Annotated in this window: 16 protein-coding genes; 11 read left to right on the top strand and 5 right to left on the bottom strand. The window is 62.1% G+C overall.

All coding sequences use genetic code 11. The features are described 5' to 3' along the window. The first annotated feature begins 6 nt into the window (after positions 1-6). From rsfS to lipB, 9 genes are all read left to right on the top strand, one after another. Complete coding sequence (gene rsfS, locus BUC40_RS01860; protein ID WP_073263830.1) at positions 7-366, top strand: ribosome silencing factor; 360 nt, start codon at positions 7-9, stop codon at positions 364-366. 9 nt (positions 367-375) lie between these two features. Then, positions 376-843 (top strand): 23S rRNA (pseudouridine(1915)-N(3))-methyltransferase RlmH, encoded by a 468-nt coding sequence (gene rlmH, locus BUC40_RS01855; protein ID WP_073262052.1) that lies wholly within the window; start codon positions 376-378, stop codon positions 841-843. A gap of 12 nt (positions 844-855) precedes the next feature. Then, entirely contained in the window at positions 856-2,760 is a 1,905-nt protein-coding gene (gene mrdA, locus BUC40_RS01850; protein WP_073262050.1) for a penicillin-binding protein 2, read from the top strand. A gap of 2 nt (positions 2,761-2,762) precedes the next feature. Next, positions 2,763-3,908: a rod shape-determining protein RodA gene (gene rodA, locus BUC40_RS01845; protein ID WP_139272125.1), complete on the top strand. Its 1,146-nt coding sequence runs from the start codon at positions 2,763-2,765 to the stop codon at positions 3,906-3,908. Between the two features lie 17 nt (positions 3,909-3,925). After that, complete coding sequence (mltB, locus tag BUC40_RS01840) at positions 3,926-4,939, top strand: lytic murein transglycosylase B (RefSeq protein WP_073263828.1); 1,014 nt, start codon at positions 3,926-3,928, stop codon at positions 4,937-4,939. Continuing rightward, a complete protein-coding gene (locus tag BUC40_RS01835; protein WP_073262046.1) occupies positions 4,936-5,946 on the top strand; it encodes a septal ring lytic transglycosylase RlpA family protein in 1,011 nt (336 codons plus the stop codon). Before mltB ends, BUC40_RS01835 begins: the two co-directional genes overlap by 4 nt. Positions 5,947-6,155: 209 nt before the next feature. After that, entirely contained in the window at positions 6,156-7,331 is a 1,176-nt protein-coding gene (locus BUC40_RS01830) for a D-alanyl-D-alanine carboxypeptidase family protein (protein ID WP_073262044.1), read from the top strand. Positions 7,332-7,399: 68 nt separating this feature from the next. After that, positions 7,400-7,678, top strand: a complete 279-nt coding sequence (locus BUC40_RS01825) for a DUF493 domain-containing protein (RefSeq protein ID WP_073262042.1) — start codon at positions 7,400-7,402, stop codon at positions 7,676-7,678. Beyond that, positions 7,678-8,301: a lipoyl(octanoyl) transferase LipB gene (lipB, locus tag BUC40_RS01820; protein ID WP_073262040.1), complete on the top strand. Its 624-nt coding sequence runs from the start codon at positions 7,678-7,680 to the stop codon at positions 8,299-8,301. Before BUC40_RS01825 ends, lipB begins: the two co-directional genes overlap by 1 nt. Positions 8,302-8,381: 80 nt before the next feature. On the opposite strand, the gene lipA is transcribed toward lipB, so the two are convergent. Both lipA and BUC40_RS01810 read right to left on the bottom strand, forming a co-directional pair. After that, positions 8,382-9,434: a lipoyl synthase gene (gene lipA / locus BUC40_RS01815; protein WP_073262038.1), complete on the bottom strand. Its 1,053-nt coding sequence runs from the start codon at positions 9,432-9,434 to the stop codon at positions 8,382-8,384. A 132-nt stretch (positions 9,435-9,566) separates the two neighbouring features. Further along, positions 9,567-9,962, bottom strand: a complete 396-nt coding sequence (locus tag BUC40_RS01810) for a RidA family protein (protein ID WP_073262036.1) — start codon at positions 9,960-9,962, stop codon at positions 9,567-9,569. Between the two features lie 127 nt (positions 9,963-10,089). On the opposite strand from BUC40_RS01810, the gene BUC40_RS01805 reads away from it, so the two are divergent. Together BUC40_RS01805 and BUC40_RS01800 are read left to right on the top strand one after the other, a co-directional pair. Beyond that, positions 10,090-11,016: a LysR family transcriptional regulator gene (locus tag BUC40_RS01805; protein WP_073262034.1), complete on the top strand. Its 927-nt coding sequence runs from the start codon at positions 10,090-10,092 to the stop codon at positions 11,014-11,016. Between the two features lie 53 nt (positions 11,017-11,069). Continuing rightward, the gene (locus BUC40_RS01800; RefSeq protein ID WP_073263826.1) at positions 11,070-11,678 is read left to right on the top strand and encodes a pseudouridine synthase; all 609 of its coding nucleotides are present in this window, start codon (positions 11,070-11,072) and stop codon (positions 11,676-11,678) included. Positions 11,679-11,699: 21 nt separating this feature from the next. Here BUC40_RS01800 and BUC40_RS01795 read toward each other — a convergent pair whose 3' ends face one another. The 3 genes from BUC40_RS01795 to BUC40_RS01785 all read right to left on the bottom strand — a co-directional run bounded on the left by BUC40_RS01795 (position 11,700) and on the right by BUC40_RS01785 (position 12,966). After that, positions 11,700-12,098: a globin gene (locus BUC40_RS01795; protein WP_073262032.1), complete on the bottom strand. Its 399-nt coding sequence runs from the start codon at positions 12,096-12,098 to the stop codon at positions 11,700-11,702. A gap of 63 nt (positions 12,099-12,161) precedes the next feature. Next, complete coding sequence (locus BUC40_RS01790; protein ID WP_073262030.1) at positions 12,162-12,365, bottom strand: DUF2788 domain-containing protein; 204 nt, start codon at positions 12,363-12,365, stop codon at positions 12,162-12,164. A gap of 121 nt (positions 12,366-12,486) precedes the next feature. Then, positions 12,487-12,966, bottom strand: coding sequence for an Lrp/AsnC family transcriptional regulator (locus BUC40_RS01785; protein WP_073262028.1), 480 nt, complete (start codon positions 12,964-12,966; stop codon positions 12,487-12,489). Positions 12,967-13,243 lie beyond the last annotated feature (277 nt).

Below are 13,243 nucleotides of genomic sequence, written 5' to 3'. Positions count from 1 at the left end.
AAAACCATGCACAGTGAAGACCTGGTCAAAGTGGCCATCGCAGCACTGGAAGAAATCAAGGCCCAGGACATCACCACTATCGACGTGCGTGAAAAGACCAGCATCACTGACTACATGGTGATCGCCAGCGGTACCTCCAGCCGCCACGTCAAGTCGCTGGTCGACAACGTGCTGGAAAAGACCAAGGAACAGGGCGTACGCCCGATCGGCAGCGAAGGCCTGGACAGCGGCGAATGGGCACTGCTCGACCTGGGTGACATCGTCGTTCACGTGATGCTGCCGACCGCTCGCCAGTTCTATGACCTGGAGCGTCTGTGGCAGGGCGCCGAGCAGAGCCGCGCTCAGCATGGTGTCGAAGGCGAGTAAGGGCGTTCCGTGCGCATCAAACTGATCGCGGTCGGCTCGCGCATGCCGCGCTGGGTCGAGGACGGCTGGCAGGAGTATGCCAAGCGCATGCCCTCCGAGCTGTCTCTCGAACTGGTGGAAATTCCCCTGACCACGCGCGGCAAGAATGCCGACGTGGCGCGGATGATCCGTCAGGAAGGCGAAGCCATGCTGGCCAAAGTCCAGCCTGGGGAACGCATCGTCACCCTGGAAGTCGAAGGGCGACCCTGGAGCACCGAGCAACTGGCGGTCGAACTGGACAAATGGCGGCTCGACTCGCGTACGGTCAACCTGATGGTCGGTGGCCCGGAAGGGCTGGCGCCGGAAGTGATGGCGCGTAGCGAGCAGCGCTGGTCGCTGTCGCCACTGACCTTGCCTCACCCGCTGGTACGGATACTGGTCGGCGAACAGATTTATCGTGCCTGGACGATATTGTCCGGTCACCCTTATCACAAGTAGTCAGCAGTCCCGATGCCCCAGCCGATCCGCCTAAAAGATCACGAGAAGGACGCGCGCCTCATCCGCAAGCGCGCGATCGTCGGTGGCTCGGTATTTCTGATTCTGGCCCTCGTGCTGATGGCTCGCATGTATTACCTGCAGGTGATCCAGTACGAGTACCACTCCACGCTGGCGGAAAACAACCGCATCCACGTGCAGCCGATTCCACCCAACCGCGGGCTGATCTACGACCGCAACGGGGTGATCATCGCTGACAACCGGCCCAGCTTCAGCCTGACCCTGACCCGCGAGCGTGCGGGTAACTGGGAGCAGGTGCTCGACGTGATCGTCGAAGTGCTGGAGCTCACGCCCGATGATCGCGAGTTGTTCGAGCGCCGTGTTAAGCAGGGGCGTCGGCCGTTCGAACCGGTGCCGGTGCTGTTCGAGTTGAGCGAAGAGCAGATCGCCCGGCTGGCGGTTAATCAATTCCGCCTGCCTGGCGTCGAGGTGGTCGCCCAGCTGGTGCGTCACTATCCGCAGCGTGAGCACTTCGCCCACTCGGTCGGGTACGTAGGGCGCATCAACGAGAAGGAACTCAAGGAACTCGACCCGGTGGAGTACAGCGGTACTCACCATATCGGCAAGACCGGTATCGAGCGCTTTTACGAAGACGAGTTGCACGGCAAGGTCGGTTACGAGGAAGTTGAAACCAACGCCCGTGGCCGGGTTTTGCGGGTACTCAATCGCACCGACCCACTGCCGGGTCGTGACGTGATGCTGACCCTCGACGTGCACCTGCAGGAAGTCGCCGAGAAGGCCCTGGGCGGGCGCCGTGGCGCGGTGGTGGCGATTCAGCCGCAGACGGGTGAGGTGCTGGCGATGGTCAGCCAACCGAGCTTCGACCCCAACCCATTCGTCACCGGTATCAGCTTCAAGGCCTATGCCGAGCTGCGCGATTCCATCGACCGGCCGCTCTACAACCGCGTGCTGCGCGGCTTGTATCCGCCAGGCTCGACCATCAAACCGATGGTTGCCGTGGCGGGCCTGGACGCTGGTGTAGTGACGCCGAGCTCGCGGGTCTTCGACCCCGGTTTCTATCAGCTGCCGAACAACAGCCACAAGTACCGCAACTGGAACCGCACCGGCGACGGCTGGGTAGATCTCAACCTGGCGCTGATGCGTTCCAACGACACCTACTTTTACGACCTTGCCCACAAGATGGGCATTGATCGCCTGCACGATTACATGAGTCGCTTCGGCATCGGTCAGCGCGTGTCGCTGGACATGTTCGAGGAAACCGCTGGGCTGATGCCGTCGCGCGACTGGAAGCGCGCCCGTTATCGCCAGGGCTGGTATCCCGGTGAGACGCTGATTCTCGGCATCGGCCAGGGCTACATGCAGGCCACGCCGCTGCAGCTGGCTCAGGCCACTGCGCTGATCGCTACCAAAGGCAAGTGGATTCGCCCGCATTTGGCGAGAACCATCGATGGCAGTCAGCCCCACGACCCGGACCCGATGCCGGATATCGTGCTGCGCGACCCCAAATACTGGGATTACGCGCGCCAGGGCATGGAAGCGGTGATGCACGGCGCCCGTGGTACGGCGCGCAAGGTCGGCGATACCGCTGCCTATCGCATCGCCGGCAAGAGCGGTACTGCCCAGGTGGTGGCGATCAAGCAGGGCGAGAAGTACGACCGCAGCAAGGTGCAGGAACGTCACCGTGACCACGCCTTGTTCGTCGGCTTCGCGCCCGCGGATAACCCGCAGATCGTGGTGTCGGTGATGGTCGAGAACGGTGAGTCCGGCTCCGGCGTCGGCGCGCCGGTGGTTAAACAGGTTATGGATGCCTGGCTGCTCGACGAAAACGGGCATCTCAAGGCCGAATACGCCACGCCCGGTGCCGCGACGCCGACCAACGCAGAGGTGAAGCACCCATGAGTCTGACCGGCAGCTTCGACCGCACGCTCTCCACCGATGACGTCCTGCGTCGTCGTTCCAGCCTACTGCAGCGCCTGCACATCGACGGCATCTTATTGCTGCTGCTGTTGCTACTCGCCACCGGCAGCCTGTTCATTCTCTACTCGGCCAGCGGCAAAAACGTCGACCTGCTGATGAAGCAGGCCAGCTCCTTCGGTATCGGCCTGGTGGCGATGGTGATTATCGCCCAGTTCGAGCCGCGCTTTATGGCCCGCTGGGTGCCGCTCGGTTATTTGTGCGGCGTTGCCTTGTTGGTGGTGGTGGACGTCATGGGCCACAACGCCATGGGCGCCACGCGCTGGATCAACATCCCTGGGGTGATCCGCTTCCAGCCGTCGGAATTCATGAAGATCCTCATGCCGGCGACCATGGCCTGGTACCTGTCCAAGCGCACCTTGCCGCCAAGCCTCAAGCACGTTGCCGTCAGCCTGGCGATGATCGTCACGCCGTTCGTACTGATTCTGCTGCAGCCGGATCTCGGCACCTCGTTGCTGATTCTCGCCTCCGGCGCCTTCGTGCTGTTCATCGCCGGCCTGCAGTGGCGCTGGATTGCCGGCGCCGTAGCCGCTATTGCGCCGATTGCCGTGGCGATGTGGTTCTTCGTCATGCACGACTACCAGAAGCGCCGCGTACTGACGTTCATGAATCCGGAAAGCGATCCGCTGGGCGCAGGCTGGAACATCATCCAGTCCAAGGCGGCCATCGGCTCGGGCGGCGTGTTCGGCAAGGGCTGGTTGCTCGGCACTCAGTCGCACCTGGACTTTTTGCCGGAGAGCCACACGGACTTTATCATTGCCGTTCTGGCCGAAGAATTCGGCCTGATTGGTGTCTGTCTGTTGCTGCTCTTGTACATTCTGTTGATTGCGCGCGGTCTGGTGATTACCGTGCAAGCGCAGACGCTGTTCGGTAAGCTGCTTGCCGGCGGTTTGACCATGACCTTCTTCGTTTATGTGTTCATCAATATCGGCATGGTCAGTGGTTTGTTGCCGGTAGTGGGGGTACCGCTGCCGTTCATCAGTTATGGCGGCACGTCATTGATTACGTTGTTGTCGAGTTTCGGAATCCTGATGTCCATCCACACGCATCGCAAGTGGATCGCTCAGGCATGATTGGGGTTATGAATTCAATGCAGATTTTGCGTGGCTGGGCCGCACGACATGCACAATGGCTGGCGGTCGCCGGCCTGCTCGGGGCTCCACAGGCGATGGCTGCCAACGAATACGCGAACTCGCCGCTGGTCGGCGAGTTCATCACCGAGATGACCCGTGACTACGGTTTTGCCAGCGAGCAGCTGACCACCTTGTTCGCCGATGTGGAGCGCAAGCAGGCGATTCTTGACGCCATCTCGCGCCCTGCCGAACGAGTAAAACCGTGGAAGGAATACCGCCCGATCTTCATCACCGACGCACGCATCAGCAAAGGTGTGGCGTTCTGGAACGAGCACGCTGAAGCCCTGGCGCGTGCCGAGAAAGAATACGGCGTACCGGCCGAGATCATCGTCGCCATCATTGGCGTGGAAACCTCCTACGGCGGCAACACCGGCAACTACCGTGTGATCGACGCGCTGTCGACCTTGGCCTTCGATTACCCGCCGCGCGCGCCGTTCTTTCGCAAGGAGCTGCGTGAGTTCCTCATGCTGACCCGCGAAGAGCAGGTCGACCCGGCCAGCCTGAAAGGCTCTTACGCCGGCGCCATGGGTCTGCCGCAATTCATGCCGAGCAGCTTCCGCGCCTATGCCGTGGACTTCGACGGCGACGGCCACATCAACATCTGGAGCGATCCGACCGATGCCATCGGTAGCGTGGCCAGCTACTTCAAGCGCCACAACTGGCAGCCGGGGCAGCCGGTGGCCAGCCTGGCAACGGTCAAGGGCGAGCAGGCCGATCAGGGCCTGAGCTCCGGCCTCGATCCCGAGAAAACCGTGGGCGAGCTGCGCGCGCTGGGCTGGTCGAGCAATGACGTGCTGGCTGACGATCTGCCGGTTACCGCGTTTCGTCTGGACGGCGCCGAAGGCCCCGAGTACTGGATGGGGCAGCCGAACTTCTTTGTGATTACCCGTTACAACCGCAGCGTGATGTACGCCATGGCGGTCAATCAGTTGTCCGAGTTGCTGGTTCAGGCCCGAGGTGCCAATCAATGACACGCTTGCCGTTCAAGCTGGCCGCCTGCGGCATCGCGGTGCTGTTGCTGGCCAGTTGTTCTTCCAGTCGCGCGCCGACCGGCTCGTCGACTCAGGCCGGTAGCGCGGCTTCCAGCCCAAGCGATTTCGACCGTCCGCACAAGGACGGCGCGCCGTGGTGGGATGTCGACGTCTCGAAGATCCAGGACGCCATTCCGATGCCGCATTACGGCCCGGTCAAGGCCAGCCCTTACGTGGTGTTCGGCAAGCAGTACTACCCGCTAACCGATGCCCGTCGTTACGTGGCTACCGGACCGGCCTCCTGGTACGGCACCAAGTTTCACGGCCAGGCCACTGCCAACGGTGAGGCCTACGACCTGTACGGCATGACCGCTGCCCACAAGACGTTGCCGCTGCCCAGCTACGTGCGGGTGACCAATCTCGAAAATGGCAAGAGCGTGATCCTGCGCGTCAACGACCGCGGGCCGTTCTATTCCGACCGCATCATCGACTTGTCCTTTGCCGCGGCCAAGAAGCTCGGCTACGCCGAGAAGGGCACCGCCCAGGTGCGCGTCGAAGGTATCGACCCGACCGAATGGTGGGCCCAGCAGGGTCGCCCGGTGCCGATGGTGCTCAAGCAGCCGCAGATGGCCAAGGTTCAGCCGGCTCAGCTTGCACAGTTGCAAGCCGCCAGTGCACCGGTCGAGCAGTACTCGCCGCCACCGCAGCAGCATGCAGCCGCCACGGTACCGGTGCAGGTCGACTCAAAAAAAAACGGTTCAGCCGCAGCGTCTGGCCTGTATCTCCAAGTTGGAGCCTTCGCCAATCCCGACGCTGCGGAGCTCCTGAAGGACAAGCTGAGTCAGGCGGTGAGTGCTCCGGTATTCATCAACTCAGTGGCGCGCAACCAGCAGATACTGCACCGCGTGCGCCTGGGCCCGATCAGCAGCCAGGGCGAGGCTGACCGGGTGCGTGACAGCATCCGTGTTGCCAACCTCGGGCAGGCAACCCTGGTCAAGGCGGACTAAGAACCTGTTCACGATCTGCTGCGCGTGGGCGCTACTGCGTTAAAAGCAAGCTCTAGCTCGCGAGATCGTTAAAAGGTTCTAGGCCAGTTTCTAGCGAGCAACTAAATGGCTCGCCGCCTGACTAAGCAGTGGATCGTCGCGTGCGGCGCCCACGTTTTCACATTTGCCCGCAAGGGCCTGTTCCACCTTCCAGCGATCTAGAGAGACGGATGAAAATCACCAGCTTCGCGCAACGCATCTTCCTGTCACTTACTTTGCTCGGCGCTTCCAGTGCCTGGGCAAACCAGGCGCCGCTGCCGGCTCCGCCGCAATTGGCAGCCAAGTCCTATGTGCTGATGGACGGCGCCAGTGGCAACATCCTGGTCGAGAACAATGGTGACGAGCGCCTGCCGCCCGCCAGCCTGACCAAGCTGATGACTGCCTACATCGCCACCCTGGAAATCCGTAACGGCAAGATCGGTGAGCAGGACAAGGTCACCATCAGTGAGCATGCCTGGCGTACCGGTGGCGCTGCTTCGGGCGGTTCCACCATGTTCCTGCCGGTGAACAGCCAGGCGACCGTCGACGAGCTGCTGCACGGTGTGATCATCCAGTCCGGCAACGACGCCAGCATCGCCATCGCCGAGCACATCGCCGGTAGTGAAGACGCCTTCGCCGACATGATGAACGCCACTGCCCAGCGTCTTGGCATGAAGAACAGCCACTTCATGAACGCCACTGGTCTGCCGAATCCTGAGCACTATTCCAGTGCCCACGACATGGCGATTCTGGCCCGCGCGATCATCAATGAAGATGCCGAGCACTACGCCATCTACTCGCAGAAAGAGTTCCTCTGGAACAACATCAAGCAGCCCAACCGCAACCTGCTGCTGTGGCGCGACCGTACCGTTGATGGCCTGAAAACCGGCCACACCAACGAAGCCGGTTTCTGCCTGGTGGCTTCGGCGGTACGTGACGGCGCGCGGATGATCACCTCGGTATTCGGTACCGACAGCGAGAGCGCCCGTGCTGCAGAAACCCAGAAGCTGCTGACCTACGGCTTCCGTTTCTTCGAAACCCGCACCTTCTATCAGAAGGGCACCGAGTTGGCTCAGGCACCGGTCTGGAAAGGTCAGACCAACCAGGTCAAGGCTGGCCTGGCTCAGGACCTGACTCTTACGCTGCCGAAAGGCCAGTTGGAGAAGCTGCAGGCGAGCATGACCCTCAACCAGCAGATCACCGCACCTATCGCCCAGGGTGACGTGATCGGCAAGGTAGAAGTGAAGATGGGTGACCAGGTGGTGCACAGCGCCGATCTGGTTGCGCTGGAAGCGGTTGAGGAGGGTGGTTTCTTCCGTCAGCTGTGGGATAGCATCCGCTTGTTCTTCTACGGGTTGTTTAACTGACAGCTCGCCCCCATGTTGTGATGAACGCCCTCGAACCGAGGGCGTTTCATTTTGGATCAGTGAACATCATGACCGATACCGACGTACAAGCTCCGAAAATCGAATTTCCCTGCAAGAATTATCCGATCAAGGTGATCGGTGAAGCCGGTGAAGGCTTCGCTGACATGGTGATCGAAGTGATGCAGCGCCACGCGCCTGACTTCGACGCCGGCACTCTGGTGACCCGCGACAGCAGCAAGGGCCGCTTTCTCTCCGTGCAGGTGCTGATCACTGCCACCGGCGTGGAGCAGCTGGAAGCCATTCATGTCGACCTGCGTGCCACTGGCCGCGTGCACATGGTGCTGTAGTGGCCGCAGCTGACCTGATCGTGCGGCATCTAGGGGTGGTGGATTATCTGCCGACCCTCGAAGCCATGCGCACGCTGACTGCCGAGCGTGGCGAGACCACGCCTGACGAGATCTGGCTGCTGCAGCACCCGCAGGTGTTCACCCAGGGCCAGGCGGGTAAGCCCGAGCACTTGCTGGCTCCCGGTGACATTCCCGTGGTGCAGGTGGAGCGCGGCGGTCAGGTGACCTACCACGGCCCTGGCCAGCTTGTTGCGTACCTGCTGCTGGATCTGCGCCGCCTCGATCTCGGCGTGCGCGAGCTGGTCACCCTCATGGAGCAGGCGCTGGTCGAAGTGCTCGCCAGCTACGGGGTCGAAGCTGCGCCAAAGGCCGATGCGCCGGGCGTCTACGTCAAGGGCGACAAGATTGCCTCGCTGGGCCTGCGGGTGCGCCGTGGCTGTTCGTTTCACGGTCTGGCGCTGAATGTCGATATGGATATGACGCCCTTTGGGCGCATCAATCCGTGCGGCTATGCCGGTTTGAAGATGACTCAGTTGAAGGATCTGGTGGCCACGCCGCCGGCCTTTGACGAGGTCGCCCGGGGTCTGGAGCAGGTGCTACGCCAACGATTGGGCTACGCCTAGGGCTGGGGGGTATGTGGAGCAATGTAAAAGGGACGCCGAGGCGTCCCTTTTACATGTGTCTGGGGTAACCCAGGGTGCCCTCAATTGACGTTCAACGCCGGGATCAGGCTGTTGTCGACTTGCTGGCCAGGTACCGGAACCGGTGCAGCAAGGCCCAGGTTGTTCTTCTCGAACACCTTGTCAGCGCGGTAGCTGGAGCGTACCAGCGGGCCAGCCGCCACTTCCATGAAGCCCATCTGCAGGCCAATGTCGCGGAAACGGTTGAACTCGTCCGGGCTGACCCAGCGCTTGACCGGTAGGTGGTTGCGGGTCGGCTGCAGGTACTGGCCGAGGGTCAGAATATCAACACCCACGGCGCGCATGTCCTGCATAGCCTCGAACACTTCGTCGTCGGTCTCGCCCAGGCCGAGCATCAGGCTGGTCTTGGTAAGTACGTCCGGACGATGGCGTTTGGCGTGTGCCAGTACATCCAGAGTTTTGCGGTAGCCGGCACGCGGGTCGCGCACTTTGCGGGTCAGGCGATCAACTGTCTCGACGTTCTGGGCGAATACTTCGAGGCCGGAATCCACCACGCGCTCGATGCACGCCAAGTCGCCGTCGAAATCCGGGGTCAGGGCTTCGACCACCACCTGCGGGGTATTGGCCTTGATCGCCTGGACGCAGGCCGCGTAATGCGCGGCGCCGCCGTCTGGCAAGTCATCGCGGTCCACCGAGGTCAGCACGATGTAGCGCAGCGCCATCAGCTCCACCGACTTGGCGGTGTTCTGCGGCTCATCCTTGTCCAGCCAGCCATTCGGGTTGCCGGTGTCTACCGCGCAGAAGCGGCAGGCACGGGTGCACACCGAGCCCATCAGCATGATGGTGGCCGTGCCGTTGGACCAGCATTCGCCCATGTTCGGGCAGTGGGATTCCTGGCAAACGGTGCTCAGGCGGTGTTCACCGACGTTGCGTTTGACCGCTTCGAAACGGCTGCCGCCCGGTGCCTTGACCCGCAACCAGCTTGGCTTGGGCTCGTAAACCTTGGCTTCGGTCGAGGCGCGGCGTTTCTGGCCGTCCTTGATGGCGGTAATACCCTGTGCGGTACGGAATTTTTCACCGCTGGCGACGGGTTTTGGCGGGGCAGTATCGGACATCGAAAATCTCGGCTCCGGTAGGGGCTGCGGTGGCGGGTGGGCAGCTTTTGGCCGCCGCGAAGTGTATCACACCCCTTTATCGCAGACGCCCAGCCTGCCGCCCTGTCAGTGCGCATCCTGGCGCGCCGCCGATCAGCTGGTGGGCAGCTTGGCGATCACCTTGATCTCGAACTGGAAACCATACAGCCAGGTCACTCCGACGCAGGTGATGTTCGGGAATGGCGCCTCGCCCCAGTACTCGGGCACCACCTCCCAGATGGTCTCGAAGCGCTCTTCGGGGTTGACGATGAACACCGTCACGTCGACCACGTCGTCGAAGGTGCAGTCGGCAGCCTTGAGTACCGCATTGAGGTTCTCGAAGGCCAGGCGAACCTGGGCCTTGAGGTCCGGTTCGGGTGAGCCGTCGGGCCGGCTGCCCACCTGGCCGGATACGAACAGCAGGCCGTTGGAGCGTACCGCCGGTGAATAGCGGTTGCGCTCATAAAGGGCCTGGCGGCCAGCGGGGAAAACCACGTCACGCGTTGTCATGTCGTCTCCTTTGGGTCACGCGACCCGTGCAAGTGATGGGTTCACTTTAGGAACGTCGGCGGGCTGGATAAACCGGCCACTTCGATCAACACTGTTTGCGAATCCCAAACAATCACGGTTTGAGCAGATGGACCGATTCGACGCGATGCGCGCCTTCGCCCGGGTGGTGGAGACCGGCAGCTTCACCAAGGCCGCCGATACGCTGCGCATGAGCAAGACCACCGTGACTCAACTGGTGCAGCAGCTCGAGGCGCGTTTGCGCGTGCGCCTGCTTAACCGCACCACCCGCAAGGTGGCGGTGACCGCCGATGGCGCGGCTTATTACGAGCGTGTGGTGCGTTTGCTGGCTGATATGGATGACGCCGAGACCAGCCTGTCCGATGCCAGCAGCCAGCCACGCGGGCGCCTGCGCGTCGACGTGCCCAGCCCGTTCGCGCGGATGATACTGGTGCCGTCACTGCCGGCCTTTCATGCCCGCTACCCGGAGATTCAGCTCGACCTGGGCGCCAGTGATCGGCTCGTCGACCTGCTTGGCGAGAACGTCGATTGCGTGATCCGCGGCGGCGAGATCACCGATCAGTCGCTTATGGCACGGCGCGTCGGCGACCTGCGTTCCGGTGTCTACGCGGCGCCAGCCTACCTGCAACGCTGTGGCACGCCGCTGCACCCACAGGAGCTGGTCGATGGTCATCACCGCATCGTCGGCTTCAAGCGGGCGCGGTCCGGCAAGCTGTTTTCCTACCGCATGCGGCGCGGCGCCGAGCACCTGGAGGTCGAAGGTCGCTACGTGGTGGCAGTGGATGACGGCAACGCCTACCTGGCCGCCGGCCTGGCCGGGCTCGGAGTGCTCTGGCTGCCCACCTATATGGCCGATGCCCATGTGCAGCGCGGCGAGCTGGTCGCGGTGTTCGCGGACTGGCAGTTCGAGTCGATGCCGATGTACCTCGCCTATCCGCCGAACCGCCACGTTAGTACCAAGCTGCGGGTGTTCATCGAGTGGATCGTCGAGTTGATGGCGGTACATGCGCCGATGATCGACCGCAGCGGCCGCTGATCCGCCGGCTTTGCGCTAAACTGCGCAGCCGTTCTGCAATGGCCGCTCGCTGCATGTCCCGACCCAAACGCCCCGCACCGCATCCCTATCGTGTGGCCAAGGCTCCGCCTGCCGAGCCGCGTCTGATCGTGCTGAACAAGCCGTTCGATGTGCTGACCCAGTTCAATGATGATCAGGGTCGCGCCACGCTCAAGGATTTCGTCGCGGTGCCAGGCGTATATCCTGCCGGGCGCCTCGATCGCGACAGCGAAGGCTTGCTGCTGCTCACCAATGACGGGCAACTGCAGGCGAAGATCGCCGACCCCAAGCACAAGCTGGCCAAGACCTATTGGGTGCAGGTGGAGGGGGAGCCGAGTGCGGAGCAGTTGCAGCAGCTGCGTGATGGCTTGCAGCTCAACGATGGGCCGACGCTGCCCGCCGAGGTGCGGCAACTGAGCGAGCCCGAACTGTGGCCACGCAACCCGCCGGTGCGCTTTCGCAAGAGCGTGCCCACCAGTTGGCTGGAATTGGTGATTCGCGAAGGCCGCAACCGCCAGGTGCGGCGCATGACGGCGGCAGTCGGCTTGCCGACGCTGCGTCTGGTGCGGGTGCGCATCGGTCCTTGGTCCCTGGATGGCTTGCAGCCGGGGGAGTGGCGCGACCTGCCGCCGAGCCTCAAGTAAGCAGGCCTGGCCCCATCCGTTTCAGGCGTTGTAGCCCGCCTTGATCACGCTGATGCCCTTGACCAGTACTTCGCGCCAGCCTTGCAGGGTGGCTGCGTCGGCCTGCTTGTCGTGCTCTACGATGGTCTTGAGCAGCGCTTCCAGCCACAGGTCATACAGCTCGGGGCGGATGTCCATGGCTGTGCGTGCATGGGTACAGCCCAACGCACGTAGCTTGGTGTCCGGCATGCCGCGTGCGTGCATCACCAGGTTGAGAATGCCCTGGCGCAGCAGCAGCTTTTGCGCAGCCATATCGGTATTGACGAATTTCTCGCGCACGGCCGGCGAGCTGGCGAGGAAATGCCGGTAGAAATCATCGAAAAAGGCAGGGCTGGCACAGCAGCGTCCGTAACTCTGCATGACGCGATCGGTGGCGTTCATGTGTTTCTCCATGGGGCAGCAGACAGGGCAGTACGGCAGGTGCCGCGATTCTAGTTATTGAGTTCAAGCGCCTTCGAGGCCGGCGATGACCAGGCTCTTGATAAGGAAACCGAGTACGCCGAGGCCCAGCGCGAAAAACAGGATGAAGGTGCCGAAACGGCCGGCGCGTGATTTTTTCGCCAGATCCCAGACGATGAAGGCCATGAACAGCACTAGGCCGCCGACCAGCAGGGTCATCATCAGCTCTTCGAAAACCTCAGGTTCCATCCTGACCTCAACGGCGATCCATCAGTTGCCGCCTGAAAATAAGGGCGGCAAGGCACAGCAAACGTGTGGATATTACAGGTTTGTTGGCTGGCATGCGTAGCCGCCTAATGGTCGTATGGTTTCAGCCGCGCAGGTGCTGCAAGGGCAGCTGTGTGCTGGAGAGAATCTGCTGCAGCACGAAGCTCGAGCGCACGCTGGAAACGCCGTCTATGCGGGTCAGGGTGCCGAGCAGCAGCTTCTGGTAATGGTCCATGTCCGGCACCACGACCTTGAGCTGGTAATCGGCGTCCATCCCGGTGACCAGGCAGCATTCCAGCACCTCAGGGCATTTGCGAATCTCTTCCTGGAAATGCTCGAAGCGCTCTGGCGTGTGTCGGTCCATGCCGATCAGCACATAGGCGGTCAGGGTGAGGCCGAGCTGGCGGCGGTCGAGCAGCGCGACCTGACCGGTGATATAGCCATCATCTTCGAGCTGCTTGACGCGGCGCGAGCAGGGCGAGGGCGACAGGCCGATGCGCTCTGCCAGCTCCTGATTGGACAGGGTCGCATCGCGCTGTAATTCGGCGAGAATGTTCAGGTCATAGCGATCGAGTTTGTTCATGATTGATTGGTTTGGTTGTCTGATTGCTGTGAATTTTTATTTATTAATGAATAATTGCGCAATTGAGTTGTGGGTTAGCAATCTTAGCAATCTTTTGTCGTGGCTGCGGGCGTAATCTTTACCTCAGTTTCACGGCCCGGACGATACGTCCACCCGGCTCGCCCAATCAGGAGAGCTGGCGCCACCGACCTTACCAGGTCGTCACGGCACCCGGGTCCGCACTGCCCAACCAGGCGGGCGACGAAAGCGGCGACAGAATTGCCAGCACAGGACATCT

The sequence above is a fragment of the Phytopseudomonas punonensis genome (genome assembly GCF_900142655.1).
Taxonomy (GTDB): Bacteria; Pseudomonadota; Gammaproteobacteria; order Pseudomonadales; family Pseudomonadaceae; genus Aquipseudomonas; species Aquipseudomonas punonensis.
Note: the sequence above shows the minus strand (reverse complement) of the source record. Positions and strands in the feature narration are given on the sequence as shown.

Bases quoted from the DNA above. Each gene is read 5' to 3' on its own strand.
- BUC40_RS01830 (WP_073262044.1), top strand. From the start codon at position 6,156: ATGAAAATCACCAGCTTCGCGCAACGCATCTTCCTGTCACTTACTTTG.
- rsfS (WP_073263830.1), top strand. From the start codon at position 7: ATGCACAGTGAAGACCTGGTCAAAGTGGCCATCGCAGCACTGGAAGAA.
- mrdA (WP_073262050.1), top strand. From the start codon at position 856: ATGCCCCAGCCGATCCGCCTAAAAGATCACGAGAAGGACGCGCGCCTC.
- mltB (WP_073263828.1), top strand. From the start codon at position 3,926: ATGCAGATTTTGCGTGGCTGGGCCGCACGACATGCACAATGGCTGGCG.
- BUC40_RS01835 (WP_073262046.1), top strand. From the start codon at position 4,936: ATGACACGCTTGCCGTTCAAGCTGGCCGCCTGCGGCATCGCGGTGCTG.
- BUC40_RS01825 (WP_073262042.1), top strand. From the start codon at position 7,400: ATGACCGATACCGACGTACAAGCTCCGAAAATCGAATTTCCCTGCAAG.
- BUC40_RS01785 (WP_073262028.1), bottom strand. From the start codon at position 12,966: ATGAACAAACTCGATCGCTATGACCTGAACATTCTCGCCGAATTACAG.
- BUC40_RS01805 (WP_073262034.1), top strand. From the start codon at position 10,090: ATGGACCGATTCGACGCGATGCGCGCCTTCGCCCGGGTGGTGGAGACC.
- BUC40_RS01810 (WP_073262036.1), bottom strand. From the start codon at position 9,962: ATGACAACGCGTGACGTGGTTTTCCCCGCTGGCCGCCAGGCCCTTTAT.
- lipA (WP_073262038.1), bottom strand. From the start codon at position 9,434: ATGTCCGATACTGCCCCGCCAAAACCCGTCGCCAGCGGTGAAAAATTC.
- BUC40_RS01790 (WP_073262030.1), bottom strand. From the start codon at position 12,365: ATGGAACCTGAGGTTTTCGAAGAGCTGATGATGACCCTGCTGGTCGGC.
- BUC40_RS01795 (WP_073262032.1), bottom strand. From the start codon at position 12,098: ATGAACGCCACCGATCGCGTCATGCAGAGTTACGGACGCTGCTGTGCC.
- BUC40_RS01800 (WP_073263826.1), top strand. From the start codon at position 11,070: ATGTCCCGACCCAAACGCCCCGCACCGCATCCCTATCGTGTGGCCAAG.